Annotated in this window: 12 protein-coding genes; 8 read left to right on the top strand and 4 right to left on the bottom strand. The window is 72.3% G+C overall.

Features of this window, described 5'->3' with window-relative positions:
• Positions 1–287: 287 nt before the first annotated feature.
• Positions 288–1,394 (top strand): lipid II:glycine glycyltransferase FemX, encoded by a 1,107-nt coding sequence (locus ACFYT4_RS13375; protein ID WP_389267751.1) that lies wholly within the window; start codon positions 288–290, stop codon positions 1,392–1,394.
• A gap of 468 nt (positions 1,395–1,862) precedes the next feature.
• On the opposite strand, the gene ACFYT4_RS13370 is transcribed toward ACFYT4_RS13375, so the two are convergent.
• The 3 genes from ACFYT4_RS13370 to ACFYT4_RS13360 are packed head-to-tail and all read right to left on the bottom strand — an operon-like array spanning position 1,863 to position 3,762.
• Positions 1,863–2,774, bottom strand: a complete 912-nt coding sequence (locus ACFYT4_RS13370; protein ID WP_389267714.1) for a M56 family metallopeptidase — start codon at positions 2,772–2,774, stop codon at positions 1,863–1,865.
• Positions 2,771–3,139, bottom strand: a complete 369-nt coding sequence (locus tag ACFYT4_RS13365) for a BlaI/MecI/CopY family transcriptional regulator (protein WP_389267713.1) — start codon at positions 3,137–3,139, stop codon at positions 2,771–2,773. The genes ACFYT4_RS13370 and ACFYT4_RS13365 overlap by 4 nt, the downstream gene beginning before the upstream one ends.
• A 38-nt stretch (positions 3,140–3,177) precedes the next feature.
• Positions 3,178–3,762, bottom strand: a complete 585-nt coding sequence (locus ACFYT4_RS13360) for a hypothetical protein (protein ID WP_389267712.1) — start codon at positions 3,760–3,762, stop codon at positions 3,178–3,180.
• Positions 3,763–3,864: 102 nt separating this feature from the next.
• On the opposite strand from ACFYT4_RS13360, the gene ACFYT4_RS13355 reads away from it, so the two are divergent.
• The 5 genes from ACFYT4_RS13355 to ACFYT4_RS13335 all read left to right on the top strand — a co-directional run bounded on the left by ACFYT4_RS13355 (position 3,865) and on the right by ACFYT4_RS13335 (position 9,889).
• Complete coding sequence (locus tag ACFYT4_RS13355; protein WP_389267711.1) at positions 3,865–4,377, top strand: hypothetical protein; 513 nt, start codon at positions 3,865–3,867, stop codon at positions 4,375–4,377.
• A 112-nt stretch (positions 4,378–4,489) separates the two neighbouring features.
• Complete coding sequence (locus ACFYT4_RS13350) at positions 4,490–5,170, top strand: DUF305 domain-containing protein (protein ID WP_389267710.1); 681 nt, start codon at positions 4,490–4,492, stop codon at positions 5,168–5,170.
• A 260-nt stretch (positions 5,171–5,430) separates the two neighbouring features.
• On the top strand, positions 5,431–6,315 hold the full coding sequence (locus ACFYT4_RS13345) for a F510_1955 family glycosylhydrolase (protein WP_389267709.1): 885 nt from the start codon (positions 5,431–5,433) through the stop codon (positions 6,313–6,315).
• Between the two features lie 485 nt (positions 6,316–6,800).
• Complete coding sequence (locus ACFYT4_RS13340; protein WP_389267708.1) at positions 6,801–8,138, top strand: DUF2252 domain-containing protein; 1,338 nt, start codon at positions 6,801–6,803, stop codon at positions 8,136–8,138.
• 299 nt (positions 8,139–8,437) lie between these two features.
• Positions 8,438–9,889, top strand: coding sequence for a LuxR C-terminal-related transcriptional regulator (locus tag ACFYT4_RS13335; protein ID WP_389267707.1), 1,452 nt, complete (start codon positions 8,438–8,440; stop codon positions 9,887–9,889).
• A 151-nt stretch (positions 9,890–10,040) separates the two neighbouring features.
• On the opposite strand, the gene ACFYT4_RS13330 is transcribed toward ACFYT4_RS13335, so the two are convergent.
• Positions 10,041–12,260: an NADP-dependent isocitrate dehydrogenase gene (locus tag ACFYT4_RS13330; protein WP_389267706.1), complete on the bottom strand. Its 2,220-nt coding sequence runs from the start codon at positions 12,258–12,260 to the stop codon at positions 10,041–10,043.
• 226 nt (positions 12,261–12,486) lie between these two features.
• On the opposite strand from ACFYT4_RS13330, the gene ACFYT4_RS13325 reads away from it, so the two are divergent.
• On the top strand, positions 12,487–13,302 hold the full coding sequence (locus tag ACFYT4_RS13325) for an SAM-dependent methyltransferase (RefSeq protein WP_389267705.1): 816 nt from the start codon (positions 12,487–12,489) through the stop codon (positions 13,300–13,302).
• 155 nt (positions 13,303–13,457) lie between these two features.
• Positions 13,458–14,732: an alpha/beta hydrolase family protein gene (locus ACFYT4_RS13320; protein WP_389267704.1), complete on the top strand. Its 1,275-nt coding sequence runs from the start codon at positions 13,458–13,460 to the stop codon at positions 14,730–14,732.
• Positions 14,733–14,862: the final 130 nt, after the last annotated feature.

Below are 14,862 nucleotides of genomic sequence, written 5' to 3'. Positions count from 1 at the left end.
GGCCCCGGCCATTGCGGCCGGCTCGGGCCGGGTGGTCCCGCCGGTCCGGTGCGTACGTTCCCCCGCCCGTTCGCCGGCGCCCCGCCCCGGCGTCCTGCCGTGCTCGGGCCTGGCCCGTGCCCCGGTGAAGTCCTCTGTCACCGGGCCGCCCTCCGGGACGTGTCCCCCATGAGCGGACAGAACCCGCCCCCTCCGCACGGAGGGTCACTCTTCGCCTCCAGGAGGTCGTACGCGTGACCGTGACGACACAGACCCCGAACCCCCGGCGAACGCTCGACGTCGTACCGATGTCGCCCGAACCGCACGCCGCCTTCCTCGCGGAACGCTCCCGCTCGGGCGGCCCCGGCACGGTGAGCTTTCTGCAGCACGGCTCGTGGGCCGGGGTGAAACAGGGATGGGAGGCGGAGCGCCTGGGCTGGTTCGGCGCCGCCGGGCATCAGATCGGTGCCGCGCTGGTGCTGTACCGGCGGTTTCCGGGGTCGCCGCGTTCGTTCGCGTACATCCCCGAAGGGCCGGTGATCGACTGGGCGTCGCCCGAACTCGACTCCTGGCTGGCGCCCTTGCTGCGCCATCTGCGGCTCGCCGGGGCGTTCGCGGTACGGATGGGGCCGCCGCTGAGCCTGCGCCGCTGGGGTGCGAAGACGCTGAAGGCGGTGGTCGGACCGGGCCGCCGGATCGGTGACGCGGTGCCCGACCGGGTGGATCCCCTCGGGGCCACGATCGCCGAGCGGCTGCGCGAGACGGGCTGGCGGCGCTGCGACTCCGACGCCCAGCCGCGCCATGGCTTCGAGGTACCGCTCGCGGGGCGGAGCCTCGACGACGTGTGGTCCGGGTTCAACCAGGAGTGGCGCCGCAACATCAAGAAGGCGGGCAGGGCGGGCGTGTCGGCGGAGGTCGCGGACGCCGGGCTGCTCCCGGACTTCCACGAACTGCTGAAGCTCACCGAACTGCGGGACGGCTTCACCCTGGGCCGGGGACTGGAGTACTTCCAGCGCCAGTACCGGGTACTCAACGAGGAGGAGCCGGGACGCATGCGGCTCTATGTGGCGCGGTACGAGGCGGAGATCCTCGCCGCGCACACCATGATCACGGCCGGGGACCGGGTCTGGTACCAGACCGGCGCGTCCGCCGACCACCGTCGTGAGGTGCGGCCGAGCCACGCCCTGCAGTGGCGCATGATGCGGGACGCCGTGGCGCAGGGTGCCCGGGTGTACGACATGCGCGGGGTGCCCGACACCCTGGATCCGTCCGACCGGGCCTTCGGACTGATGCGCTGGAAGCTCGGCACCGGCGGCGAGGTGGCGGAATCGCTGGGCGAGTGGGACCTCGCGCTGGACGGTGCCGTGAACCGTACGCTGCACCGCGCGCTGCGTGCGTATCTCGCCCGGCGCTGACACCGGAACCGGCCGGGCGGACGGCCCTGCTTCCTTGATGGCGTTCATCTGACGGCGGGCTCCCCGGGTCTCTTACTGCTATACCACTAAGCAGCTTAGCGGTAAGATCGGGTGCGGCACCTCGCCACGGGAGCCCTCCCGGGCCGTACGCCCCCGCGCCCGGTCACAAGGAAGCGGGAGGGCTCCCCCAGTCACCCCGGCGCGCTCTTGCCCCCAGGGGCGTGCTGGGGGAAGCCGCCGCGTCGAGCCGGGCCGCGCGTGAAGGTGTCCGGGTGCGGCGCGGGTGCGACGCGCCGGGTACGGGCTGGGGTCGGGCGCCGTGCCCGGCCTCGTGACAAAGGTGTCCGGGTGCGGCGCGCGCACGGGCCGCGAGCGGCGTACGGGTACGGGCTGGGTGCGGCGCGCGGGTACGGGCTGGGTGCGGCGCGCGGGTACGGGCTGGGTGCGGCGCGCGGGTACGGGCTCGGGTCAGACCGGGCCGCAGGCCACCAGCAGCGGCAGGAAGGGCGCCGCGACCGAAGCGATGATGACACCCAGCCAGGTCACCCGGTGCGGCCGGTCCTGGGGAGTCAGAATGCGCCGCAGCCTGATGAGGGCCCCGGGACCGCCGGCTCCCAGGCCGACCCGCGGCGCGCGTCCGGCGGCGACCTCGCAGAGGGCGGTGGCGAGGGCCTCGCGGGAATGGAACCGCAGGGCGCGGTCGTCGGCGATCATTTCGAGGAGCAGCGCGGTCTGCTCCTGGGCGAGTCCGGCGAGCGGCAGACCGGGGAAGGCGCGCGCGAACGCCGTCGTCGCGGCCCGCAGGAGGTGGTGACGGCCCCGGATGTGCGCCTTCTCGTGTTCCAGCACGGCCCGCAGCTGTTCGTCGGTCAGCAGCTCCAGCGCGCCGCGCGTCACGACCATCCGCCGGGCTCTGCCCGGCAGGCAGTACACGGCCGGTACATCGTGGTCCACGACCGTCGCACCGTACTCCGATGTCTCCGTGCCGATCACGGTGAGCAGGGCCGCGTGCCGCCGCCGTTCGCCCCGGGCCTGCCACGCGGTGCGCACGAGCCAGCCGAGCGGGAACAGCACGATGGTGGCGGGCGCCAGCAGCAGACCCACGTCGCTCAGCGTCGCCGGAGAGTTCCCGGGAGGCGCGTCCGCGGCCAGCCCGCAGGCGCTGAGCAGCCCCACGAGGCCGTCGTGCACATGCTGCTCCACGAGGACGACGTGGTAGACGGCGAGCGCCGTGGCGACGACGAAGGTCAGCGTCAGCCCCTGCCAGGCCAGGACCGCCACGGTGGGGGCGCGATGAGCCCACCGGGAGCGCGCGAGGACGTGGGGGACGGCCACCCCGGCCATCAGGGCGTACACGGCCAGCGCGAGGGCCGGGATCACGAGCCGCTCCGCCGCTTGGCGGCACGCAGCGCTGAACGCAGCGCCTGGACCTCGTCGGCGGAGATCTGCTCCACGAAGCTCAGCAGCACTCCGGCCGGGTCGGGGTTGTCCTCCAGGGCGTCCTGCATCCGGGCGGCCGTGTACTGCTGCCGTGTGCAGGTGGCACGGTAGAGCCAGGCCCGGCCGTCCTTCTCCCGGCTGAGCATGCCCTTGTTGTAGAGGATGTCGGCGACCGTTTTGACCGTGCTGTACGCGATGGGGCGCTTCTTGTTGAGGTCGTCACGGACCTCACGCGCCGTGGCGGGACGCCCCCAGCTCCAGAGGCGGTCCATGATCTCCGCCTCCAGATCTCCCAGCTGTCGCACGTCCGCTCCCTTCGCCGTCGGCCTCGAAGACCCCGGCTTCAGTGGCTGCTCATCGTAGTCGTCGGCCCTGCTCCCGTGGAGGACGTGTCCGCCCCGTGCGGCGCCGGCCGTCCGGCCCGGGAACCGTCCTGTGCTCCGGTCGTCCCCGGCGCGCCTTCCGTCTCCACCGGTGCGACGGGGCCGGGCAGCGGGCAGGCGCCGGCCGTGCGCAGACGGCGTACGAGGGCATGGGCGAGGAGCGCGAGGGACGCCACCGCCATGACGGGCTGGGCCGGGGCCCAGTACGACATCGCACCGCTCATCCCCAGCGCGAGGACGACGAGCTTGTTGCAGACGGGACAGCCCACGGCGAAGACGGAGAGGATCCCGGCTGCCAGCGCACGGGCGCTGCGCGGCCCGCCCGTGGTGCGCGTCCGGGGGACACCGGCATAGGTGGCGGCGAGGAGACCCATCAGGACGGAGCTCAGAGCCCACACCGGGTAGTTCCACCAGAGCACGGGTGTCATCCGGGAGTAGAGGGAGGAGGGCACCACGCCGGTCGGCACCCCGATCGCGATGGCCGCGACGACGGTGACGACCGTCGCCGTCGACCACTGCCGCAGTTCCCATGTTCGTATGCCCACTGGATCCTCCTCTGCCATCAACGCCAAGGAGCTTAGTAGATATGGGGAGGGGAACCCAGCGGGCGGAGTCCTTCGGTATCGTCGGTCCCGGAGGTCAGCGTAGTGAGTGCGAGCAAGAGGATCCGAGCGGCCGGTGCCTGGTGGCATCTGCTGTTCGTCGTGCTCGCGCTAGGTGTCTTCGCGATGCATACGGTGGGTCATCCCGACAGCGGATCCGGTACGGCCCATCCGGGCAGCCCTTCCGGTGCCGCGGCGGTGACAGGGGCACACGCGCCCGGCACCGCCGTACGGGCGGAGAGCGACCGCCACGGCGACGGCGGCGTACGTACGGCCGAGGCCACCGCTGCCTCTCCGGCGTCCGAACCCGCCCCCGGCAACCGGACGGCGGCCGGACACGACACCGCGGGCTCTCCGGCATCGGGCATGCCCATGAACATGGTCTCCCTCTGTGTCGCCGTCCTCGGCACCTGGATGCTCGCCGGACTCCTCCGCGCCGCGCTCAGCCGCCGTACGGAGTGGCTGTCGCTGCTCCGCGCTGGCGCCGTGGCCGCCCTGCGCCCCGAACCGCCACCCCCCAGACCCGACCTCGCCCGACTGTCGATCCTGCGGATATAGGGACTGACGCAGCCGCGGGCCGCCTCTGCGTGCCCGCGTCCCCGTTCGCCCCGTCCCTTCCCTTCGCGGACCAGTCCGCTGATCCGCGGAACAGACAGCACGAGGAATCGACATGACAGCCATCAAGCGCGCCGGGATCACCGCGCGCCGCCCGTGGGCCCGCCGTACCGCACTCGCCGCGACCGTGGCCGCCGCGGGGCTGGTGCTCGCCGCCTGCGGCAACGACGACATGGACGGCATGGACCACGGGAGCAGGAAGAGCTCCACCGCCGCGAGCGCGCCCGCCGGCGACAACCCGGCGCCGGGCGCGTTCAACGACGCGGACGTGATGTTCGCCCAGATGATGATCCCCCACCACGAGCAGGCCCTTCAGATGTCCGAGCTGGCCGCGAGCCGCGCCAAGAGCGCGGAGATCAAGACGCTCGCGACCAGGATCGCCGGGGCGCAGGAGCCCGAGATCCAGAAGATGAAGTCCTGGCTCAAGGCGTGGGGCAAGCCCGAGTCCGGCGGCGGCATGCCCGGCATGGACCACGGCAACGGCTCCTCCGACGGCTCCGGCATGTCCGGAATGATGTCCGAGAAGGACATGGAGCAGCTGAAGGCCGCCAAGGGCGTGGACTTCGACAAGAAGTTCGCGCAGATGATGATCGACCATCACAAGGGCGCGATCACCATGGCCGAAGACGAGCAGAAGAAGGGCAGGAACGCGACGGCGAAGCAGCTCGCCGCCAATGTCGTCCAAGCCCAGCAGACCGAGGTCGACGAGTTCACGGCGATCCTCGGGCGGCTCTGACCACCCGGCCCGGTCCCCCGCGCGTCGCGTGGGACCGGGCACCTCGCGCGGGCCGTCGGCCCGGTTCCCCCGGAGCCGGGCCGGCCGGTCCCCGGGACCTGCGCTCCGCGCCGTCCCCGGGATCTCCGTCCCTCGCGTCCGGCCCCGGAACCTCACCCGGCGGCCCGCTCACCCCTCGTACCGGACCCCGTGGTCACCGAACCCACCGAACCCACCGAACCCACCGAACCCACCGAACCCACCGACATGATCAGGACCCCATGAAGAAGCGCCTCATCGCCCTGTCCGCGTCCGCCGCCGCCCTCGTGTTCACGCTGAGTGCCTGTTCCGGCGGCGGCTCCGACAGCGGCGGCGACACACCGGACTCCGGCACCCCGTCCGGCACCGCGATCAGCCATATCCACGGTGTCGGCATCCACCCGTCGGACGGCAAGCTCTACGTCGCCACGCACAACGGCGTCTACACCCCGGACAAGAACGGCGGACCGCAGCTCGTCGGCGACCGCAAGGACGACTTCATGGGATTCGCCATCGGCAAGGACGGGTCGTTCCTGGCCAGCGGGCACCCCGCGCCGGGGCGCGACGCCCCCGCCAATCTCGGTCTCATCGAGAGCACCGACACGGGCAGGACCTGGAAGGACAAATCGCTCTCCGGCGAGGTCGACTTCCACGCACTCGACCAGGCGCACGGCAGGGTCTACGGCTACGACAGCACCAACGGGCTCCTGCGCGTCAGCAAGGACGGTGTGACCTGGGAGAAGCGCGGCGAGCTGCGGGCGCTGGACATCGCCGTCAGCCCCGACGACCCCGACACCGTACTCGCCACCACCGAGTCCGGGCTCGTCCGCTCCACCGACGGCGGCAGGACCTTCGGACCCGGTGCGAAGCCGCTCATGGCGTACGTCTCCTGGACCGCGCCCCGGGCCCTGTACGGCATCGACCCCACCGGACGGCTGAACCTCAGCGGCGACGGCGGCAAGAGCTGGAAGGAGGTCGGCACCGTGCCGGGCGGGCGGCCGCAGGCGCTCACGGCCGTCGACGCCACCCGGCTGGTCGCGGCGACCCAGGACGGGGTGTACGAGTCCGGGGACGGCGGCAGGACCTTCACCAAGCGGCTCGACGTCTCGTCCGGGGGCGGCCACTGAGGGCGTACGGCCGGGACCGGCGGGGGCGTACGGACGGGTCCGGGCCGGGCCGTCCCGGGACCGCCAGGACTTACCCGGACCGCCAGGACTTACCCGGACCGGTAGGGGGCGTACGGCCGGGGTCCGGGGCTCACCCGGCGCGTCATGCGCCACAGGCACACCCGCCCGGGTGCACGGACGCCGTACGGCACGGGCCACCCGCGCGTACGGCCCGCCCGTGGCCGCCCGTCGAGAAGTCGGCGTGGTCAGTCGGCGTGGTCACGGGCAACGGGCGCACGGCTCGTGTGCGGGTCACCTGCGATCGTCCACGGGAGGGTGCCGGGCGGCGGCGCTCCGGCAGCCGGAAGGTCCGGTCCGCCTCGGCCGTCCGCCGACGATTCCTCGTCGTCACGGGCCGCCGCGGCGGAGGGGCGGGTCCGAGATGCGGCGCCCGGCCGCCGGGCGTTGACTGAAGCCACCCTCACCTGTCCGACGGGAGGCACCCCATGACGACACCGGCCGAGCGGGCGAGCCGCGGCAGGAACGAGCGGAAGGCCGTACCCCGGTCGGAGCAGGGCTCCTGGGTCCCCGCCGCGGACCGGGAGGAACCGGTGGCGGTGCTGGAGCGGCAGGCCGCGGACCGGGTACCGGAGCTGGTGCCCATCCGTACCGGCCGGATGGCCGCCTCCCCCTTCGCCTTTCTGCGGGGTGCCGCGGCCGTCATGACCGCCGATCTGGCCGCGCAGCCGCACACGGGTCTGACGGTCCAGCTGTGCGGGGACGCCCATCTGCTGAACTTCGGCATGTACGCCTCACCCGAACGCGCTCTCCTCTTCGATCTCAACGACTTCGACGAGACCCTGCCCGGCCCCTTCGAGTGGGACGTCAAGCGCCTCGCCGCGAGTGTGGCCGTGGCCGCCCTGGACAACGGGCACGGCCCGGCGCAGGCCCGGCGCGCGGCCTCCGCGGCGGCGCAGTCGTACCGGCAGACGATGCGGGATCTCGCCGGCCGGGGGGAGCTGGAGGTCTGGTACACGCGGATCGACACCAGGGACGCCGCCACGCTGTTCAAGCCCGTGTACCGCAAGCGGGTCGGCTCCAGCATCGCCCGCGCCCGGCACCGCACCAGCCTCCAGGCGCTGGGCAAGCTCACCGAGGTCGTGGACGGCCGGCGCAGGATCATCAACGACCCGCCCCTGCTCGAACCGATGGACGCGATGGACCAGTCGACGATCCACAAGCTCTTCGCCGGCTACCGCTCCACCCTCCCCGAGGACCGCCGGCAGCTGCTGGACCGCTTCCAGGTCGTCGACGTCGCCCGCAAGGTCGTGGGCGTCGGCAGTGTCGGCACCCGCTGCTTCGTCGTGCTGCTGACCGGCAGGGACGCGGGGGATCCGCTCTTCCTCCAGGCCAAGGAGGCCGTGCACTCCGTGCTGGAGAGCGATCTGCCCGCCGGTGAGCACGCCCATCAGGGGCACCGCGTGGTCGCCGGACAGCGGATGCTCCAGGCCGCCAGCGACATCTTCCTCGGCTGGATCACCGGACCGAACGGCCGCCACTTCTACTGGCGGCAGCTACGTGACATGAAGGGGTCCGCCGACGTCGAGAGCATGACACCGGGCATGCTGCGCCGTTACGCGGGGCTGTGCGGCACCGCGCTCGCCCATGCCCACGCCCGCGCGGGCGACCGGATCGCCATCGCCTCCTACCTCGGCGGCGGGGACGTCTTCGACCGTGCCATCGGTGAGTTCTCGCTGCGCTACGCCGATCAGAACGCCGTCGACCACACCGCCCTGGCCGAGGCCGTCGCCTCCGGGACGGTCCGGGCGACCACAGGTGTCTGAGGCGCGTCCCCCCGAAGAACCCCGGGACGACGTCGAACCCCGGGAGACCGAGGCCCCACCGGAGACCAAGAAGCCACCGGACACCGAGGATTCCCCGGACCGCGAGGAGATACGGGATCCCGCCGGGCCGGACGGAGCCCGTCGCGGCGGCGGGGCCCGCGCGCGCCCCCGACGCGCGCGGGCCCGGTGAAGGCGGTCCGTCAACAGCCGCTGCGCTCCCGCCCCCTCGGGTACCAAACTAGGCGTGCTTCTGTACCGTTCCCATCCCAGATGTCTGGGGGGCGCTCTAGCCTGCTCGCGTGAACCACGCACCCCTCCCCCGCTCCGTGTCCAGCCGCTCCTCCGCCCGTGAGTCCGCCGCCGGGGCCGCCGCCAGGGAAGGCCTGGTGAGCGCGCTGGAGCGCCGGTTACGCAGCCGGGGAACCGGTGGCGCGCTCGATGTCCTCCAGGCCGCGGCCGACACCCTGCTCAACGCCGTCGCGGCCGACGTCTGGTGTGCCGTGATGCTCGACCCCGCGACCCTCCTGGACACCGGCGGGCTCCACGAGCACTCCTTCCCGCGCAGTGTGATGCCCCGGCTGTTCGAGATCGAGCACGCCGACCAGATGGGCGTCGACAACATCCGTGCGCTGGCGCGCCGCGCCGATCCCGTCAGTCTGCTGAGTCGATCGACGGGCGGCCGGATGGCGGAGAGCGTCTACTACCGCGATGTGCTCCGGCCGGCGGGCCTCGCCGACGAGCTGCGGATCCTGCTGCGGGACGGCGCCCGCACCTGGGGGCTGTTCGTCCTGTGCCGGGCCGAGGGCTCCCGGCCGTTCACGCCCGCGGAAGTCGCCCTGGCCGGCGCGGTCAGGGTGCCGGCCGCGACCGCGCTGCGGCGCTCGCTTCTGCTGTCGGGCATCGACCGGGACGACGTACCGGACGCGGCGGGTCTGCTGATCATCGACGACGATCAGCGGACGCGGCTGTGCACCGCCACCGCGGAACGCTGGCTGGGGCTCGTCCAGGAAGCGCATCCGGCGCCCGGACGCCGGGTTCCGTACGCGCTGACCGCGCTCGTCAACAAGGTGCGAACGACCGGTCCCGGCGTACAGGTGCGGTCACGGGCGATCAGCCGTACCGGGCAGTGGGTGACGCTGAGCGCCTGGCGCGAGAGCGGGAGGGGTGAGGGAACGGCGGGCGGCGGGCCCGGGGGCGGCGACCGGACACACGGCTGCGAGCCGGATTCCGGCTCCGGCCCCGCTTCCAGCCCCGGTTCCCGCTCCGGCGGCACGGAACTCGATCACCCCGGAGCGACCGGCTCCGGCGGCACCCGCCCGGGGGAAACCGGAGCCGCCGACCCCGACCCGGGAGGAACCGGCGCCGGACCGCGTACCGGAAGAAACCGGTCCGCCGAGGCGCGGCCCGGAGGATCAGGCCCGGAGACTCTCACCTATGTCTCGCTCGCGCCGAGCACTCCCCGGGAGCTGACCGCCATCGTCCTCGACGCGTACGGACTCACTCCCCGCGAGCGCGAGGTCGCCCAGCACGTCCTGCTCGGCCGCTCGACGGCCGAGGTCTCCGCCGCGCTCCACATCGCGGAGTACACGGTGCAGGACCATCTGCGGAAGGTGTTCGACAAGGCGGGTGTGCGCAGCCGCCGGGAGTTCAGCGGTGAGCTGTTCCGGCGCTGCTATCTGCCGCGGCTGGACGATCCGCCGCTCACCAAGGACGGCCGGATGCGCGGCGACACCCCGGGCGCCGCGCGCTGACGGCCCGGAACGGGCACCGCCCCCTCCCGGCCGGTGCCGGGAAGGGGCGGTGCAAACCGGTGCGGTGCACACCGGTGAGGTCCAGCCGTGGCGGGACCGCGGCCGTGCGGCCGGCACCGCTGCGGCGCCGGCCGTCGCCGGTCCGGCCGTCTCAGCCGAGGGACGCGATGGCCTGGTTGAAGGTCGCCGACGGGCGCATGACCGCCGCCGCCTTGGCCGGGTCCGGCTGGTAGTAGCCGCCGATGTCGACCGGGGAGCCCTGCACGGCGATCAGCTCGGCCACGATGGCCTCCTCCTGCGCGCTCAGCGTCTTGGCCAGTGCGGCGAACGCCTCCGCCAGCTGGGTGTCCTCGGTCTGCCCGGCCAGCTCCTGGGCCCAGTAGAGCGCCAGGTAGAAGTGGCTGCCGCGGTTGTCGATGCCGCCCAGCCTGCGGCTCGGCGACTTGTCCTCGTTGAGGAAGGTGCCGGTCGCGCGGTCCAGGGTGTCGGCGAGCACCTGGGCGCGCGCGTTGCCCGTGGTGGTGGCGAGGTGCTCGAAGCTGACCGCGAGCGCGAGGAACTCGCCCAGGCTGTCCCAGCGCAGGTAGTTCTCCTTGACCAGCTGCTGGACGTGCTTGGGGGCGGAGCCGCCGGCACCGGTCTCGAACAGTCCGCCGCCGTTCATGAGCGGGACGACCGAGAGCATCTTGGCGCTCGTGCCCAGCTCCAGGATCGGGAACAGGTCGGTGAGGTAGTCACGCAGGACGTTGCCGGTGACGGAGATGGTGTCCTCACCGCGGCGGATGCGCTCCAGGGAGTACCGGATGGCGTCCACGGGGGCCATGACCTCGATGGTCAGGCCCTCGGTGTCGTGCTCCGGGAGGTACGCCTCGACCTTCTCGATGAGCCGCGCGTCATGGGCGCGGCTCCCGTCGAGCCAGAAGACGGCCGGGTCGCCGGTGGCGCGGGCGCGGGTGACGGCGAGCTTGACCCAGTCCTGGATCGGCAGGTCCTTGGTCTGGCACATGCGGAAGATGTCGCCCGCGGACACGGTCTGCTCCAGCACGGCGTTGCCGGAGGCGTCGAGGACGCGCACGGTGCCGGTGGTGGCGATCTCGAAGGTCTTGTCGTGGCTGCCGTACTCCTCGGCCTTCTGCGCCATGAGCCCGACGTTCGGCACGGAGCCCATCGTGGCCGGGTCGTACGCGCCGTTGGCCCGGCAGTCGTCGATGACGACCTGGTAGATACCGGCGTAGCTGCTGTCCGGGAGGACGGCGAGCGTGTCGGCCTCCTCGCCGTCGGGGCCCCACATGTGGCCGGAGGTGCGGATCATGGCCGGCATGGAGGCGTCGACGATGACGTCGCTCGGGACGTGCAGATTGGTGATGCCGCGGTCGGAGTCGACCATCGCCAGGGCCGGGCCCTCGGCGATCTCGGCCTCGAAGGACGCCTTGATGGCGTCGCCTCCGGGCAGGGACTCCAGGCCCTTGAGGATGCCGCCGAGCCCGTCGTTCGGGCTCAGCCCGGCGGAGGCGAGCGCCCCGCCGTGCTCGGCGAAGGTCTTCGGGAAGAACGCCCGGACGACATGGCCGAAGATGATCGGGTCGGAGACCTTCATCATCGTGGCCTTGAGGTGTACGGAGAAGAGCACGTCCTCCGCCTTGGCGCGGGCGACCTGGGCCGTGAGGAACTCACGCAGCGCCCCGATCCGCATGACGGACGCGTCCACGACCTCGCCCGCGAGGACCGGGACCGACTCGCGCAGCACCGTGGTGGTGCCGTCGTCGCCCGCCAGCTCGATGCGCAGGGAACCGGCCTCGGCGACGACCGCGGACTTCTCGGTGGAGCGGAAGTCGTCGGCTTCCATGTGCGCGACGTCCGTCTTCGAGCCGGCGGACCAGGCGCCCATGCGGTGCGGGTGGGCCTTGGCGTAGTTCTTGACCGACGCGGGGGCGCGGCGGTCGGAGTTGCCCTCGCGCAGGACCGGGTTGACGGCGCTGCCCTTGACCTTGTCGTAGCGGGCGCGGATGTCGCGCTCCTCGTCGGTCCTGGGGTCGTCCGGGTAGTCCGGCAGCGCGTAGCCCTGCTTCTGAAGCTCGGCGACGGCGGCCTTCAGCTGCGGGATGGAGGCCGAGATGTTCGGCAGCTTGATGATGTTCGCACCGGGCGTCCTGGCCAGCTCGCCCAGCTCGGCGAGGGCGTCATCGATACGCTGCCCCTCCTCCAGGCGCTCCGGGAAGCCGGCGATGATCCGCCCCGCCAGGGAGATGTCGCGGCTCTCCACGGCCACCCCGGCGGTCGAGGCGTAGGCCTCGACGACGGGCAGGAACGAGTACGTCGCCAAGGCCGGGGCCTCGTCGGTGTGCGTGTAGATGATGGTCGAGTCAGTCACCGGGTGCTCCGCTCCACGTCTGCAACATTGCTCGACATCAAGATATCTCGTGACCGACCCCCTCTCGACAGGGCCCTGTCCGCTCGTGGCGGAGTCGTTGGGAGGAGTCTTCAAGAGAACACCGGTCAAATTAGTTGTATTCAGAAGTGACCTTGGTCGGTGTCGTGGACTACGTTGAAGGTTCATTGATCAAGCACCGCTCTGGTTCGCTGCAGGAGGCGCCTTCATGTCCGACGCTGATCCCCGGTTCGCTTCCGCCGAAGACGTACGCGCCCGGATCGACACGGGCAAGCCGCACTCCGCGCGCTTCTGGAACTACTTCGTGGGCGGCAAGGACAACTACGAGGTCGACCGGGAGATCGGGGACCACATCAAGGACATTTTCCCGGGACTGGTGGACGTGGCGCGCACCAGCAGGCTCTTCCTGGGGCGTGCGGTGCACTACCTGGCCGGTGAGCAGGGCATCCGCAACTTCCTGGACGTGGGTACGGGGCTGCCGACCGCCGACAACACCCACGAGGTCGCCCAGCGTGTGGCGCCGGACGCGCACATCGTCTACGTCGACAACGACCCCCTGGTGCTGGCACACGCCCGCGCGCTGCTCACCAGCACGCCCGAGGGGAAGACCGCGTACATCGACGCGAATCTGTACGAGCCCGGGAAGATCCTGGAGCAGGCCGGGGACACCCTCGATCTCTCCCGCCCGGTCGCGCTGATGCTGCTGAACGTGCTCGGCCACGTCGCCGACCACCGGCAGGCGAAGGAGCTGGTGTCCAGCCTGATGGCCGGTCTGCCGTCCGGCAGCTACCTGGTGATCAGCGACAGCACCGCCACGAGCGAGGGCATGATCGCGGCCTCGGAGGCGTACAACTCCAGCGGAGCGGTCCCCTACTACGTGCGCAGCACGGACGAGATCGCCGGATTCTTCGACGGACTGGAACTGGTGGAGCCCGGGATCTCCCAGGTCACCCAGTGGCGCCCGGACGGCGAGGGCGAAACCGAGGTCGTCGACGCCTACTGCGGAGTCGCCCGCAAGCCGTAACGGCCGCACGCGACCGCACGCCTCGTCCGCCCGCACGTCCGGCGGCGCGCCCTCGGCACCCCGGAGGCGCGGCCGGGGCGGGGCCGGGGCGGCGGCGCCGGCCGATACCGCCCGAAGCCCGGCGCGCGGGGCGGCGGGAGCCCTACCGTCGTCCCGTGATCAGACCCACTCGGGCGGCCACGGCCGCCGTACTCGCCCTGGTTCTCGCACTCCCCGCCACCGCGGCGGGCACCGCCTCCGCCGCCGGAGTCCGGGATGCCGCCGGTGACCGGAGTGCTGCCGCCGTCCGGGAGACCGCCGGCGCGCCCGCCGCTCCGGACACCGCCGTACGCACCCCGCAGCGCTCCGCCTCCGCCCCGGCTCCCTCGCCGTCGCAGCCGCTCCGGCTGCCGCGTCCCACGGGGAAGTACGCCGTCGGCAGTACCGTCCTCCCGCTCGCCGACCGCTCCCGCACGGACCCCTGGGTGCCGGCGGCGGGAGCGCGGGAGCTGATGGTGACCGTCCACTATCCGGCCGCGCGTTCCGCGTCCGGCCGCCCGGCGCCGTATGCCACCACCGACGAGACCCGGCTGCTGGTGAAGGGGCTCGGCATCGACGCCCTGGTGCCCGCGGAGGTGCTGAGCGCCACCCGGACCCACAGCAGGGTCGGTGCCCGCCCGGCGAAGGGGCGCTATCCGCTGGTCGTGCTCTCGCCCGGGTTCAGCGTGTCCCGCTACACACTGACCGGCCTCGCGGAGGATCTCGCCTCCCGGGGCCATGTCGTCGCCTCCGTGGACCACGCCTACGAGTCGTTCGGGATCTCGGTCCCCGGCGGCCGGACGCTGACCTGTGTCGCCTGCACGGCACTGGACGAGCAGGGCGTGCCCGCGTCCGTCGTCACCACGACCCGGGCGGCGGACGTGTCCTTCGTCCTGGACCGGCTCACCGGCTCCCGGCCGGTGTGGCGGCACGCGGCCATGATCGACAAGCGGCGGATCGGGATGGCCGGACACTCCATCGGGGGCGCGAGCGCCGCCACCGCCATGGCGGGCGATCCGCGCGTCGGCGCCGGGGTGAACATGGACGGCGCGTTCTGGGAGGAACTGCCCGCCGGAGGGCTGGGCGGCCGTCCCTTCATGATGCTGGGCACCGACGACGAGGTGCACCGGCCGGGCGGGACGGACCGCACCTGGGACACGATGTGGCCCGCCCTGGACGGCTGGAAGCGCTGGCTGACCGTGGCCGGAACCGAGCACGGCTCGTTCTCCGACAGCCCGCTCATCTCGGAGCACTTCGGTCTGCCGCAGGCTCCGCTGTCCGCACGGCGCACGCTCTCGATCACCCGCGACTATGTCGCGGCCTTCTTCGACCGGAATCTGAAGGGAGTGCCGCAACCGCTGCTGGAGGGCCCGTCCGCCGCGCATCCGGAGGTCAAATTCCACAACCCCTGACTTATGGTCAGATCCTGAACTCCCCCTCGGTCCAGACCTCTTGACGAAAGGTCTGGACCAACTTACGTTGATCGCACCACCCCCCACGTACGTCTCCAGGCCCCCCACAGTCCCAGGAGGTGAGCGTGTT

The organism is Streptomyces sp. NPDC004609 (assembly GCF_042873655.1).
Classification (GTDB): domain Bacteria; phylum Actinomycetota; class Actinomycetes; order Streptomycetales; family Streptomycetaceae; genus Streptomyces.
The sequence above is the reverse complement of the archived record's forward strand: the minus strand, read 5'-3'. Positions and strand labels throughout refer to the sequence as shown.

Excerpts from the sequence above, each read along its gene's own strand:
- ACFYT4_RS13375 (WP_389267751.1), top strand. The coding sequence starts at position 288 with ATGTCGCCCGAACCGCACGCCGCCTTCCTCGCGGAACGCTCCCGCTCG.
- ACFYT4_RS13325 (WP_389267705.1), top strand. The coding sequence starts at position 12,487 with ATGTCCGACGCTGATCCCCGGTTCGCTTCCGCCGAAGACGTACGCGCC.
- ACFYT4_RS13345 (WP_389267709.1), top strand. The coding sequence starts at position 5,431 with ATGAAGAAGCGCCTCATCGCCCTGTCCGCGTCCGCCGCCGCCCTCGTG.
- ACFYT4_RS13340 (WP_389267708.1), top strand. The coding sequence starts at position 6,801 with ATGACGACACCGGCCGAGCGGGCGAGCCGCGGCAGGAACGAGCGGAAG.
- ACFYT4_RS13350 (WP_389267710.1), top strand. The coding sequence starts at position 4,490 with ATGACAGCCATCAAGCGCGCCGGGATCACCGCGCGCCGCCCGTGGGCC.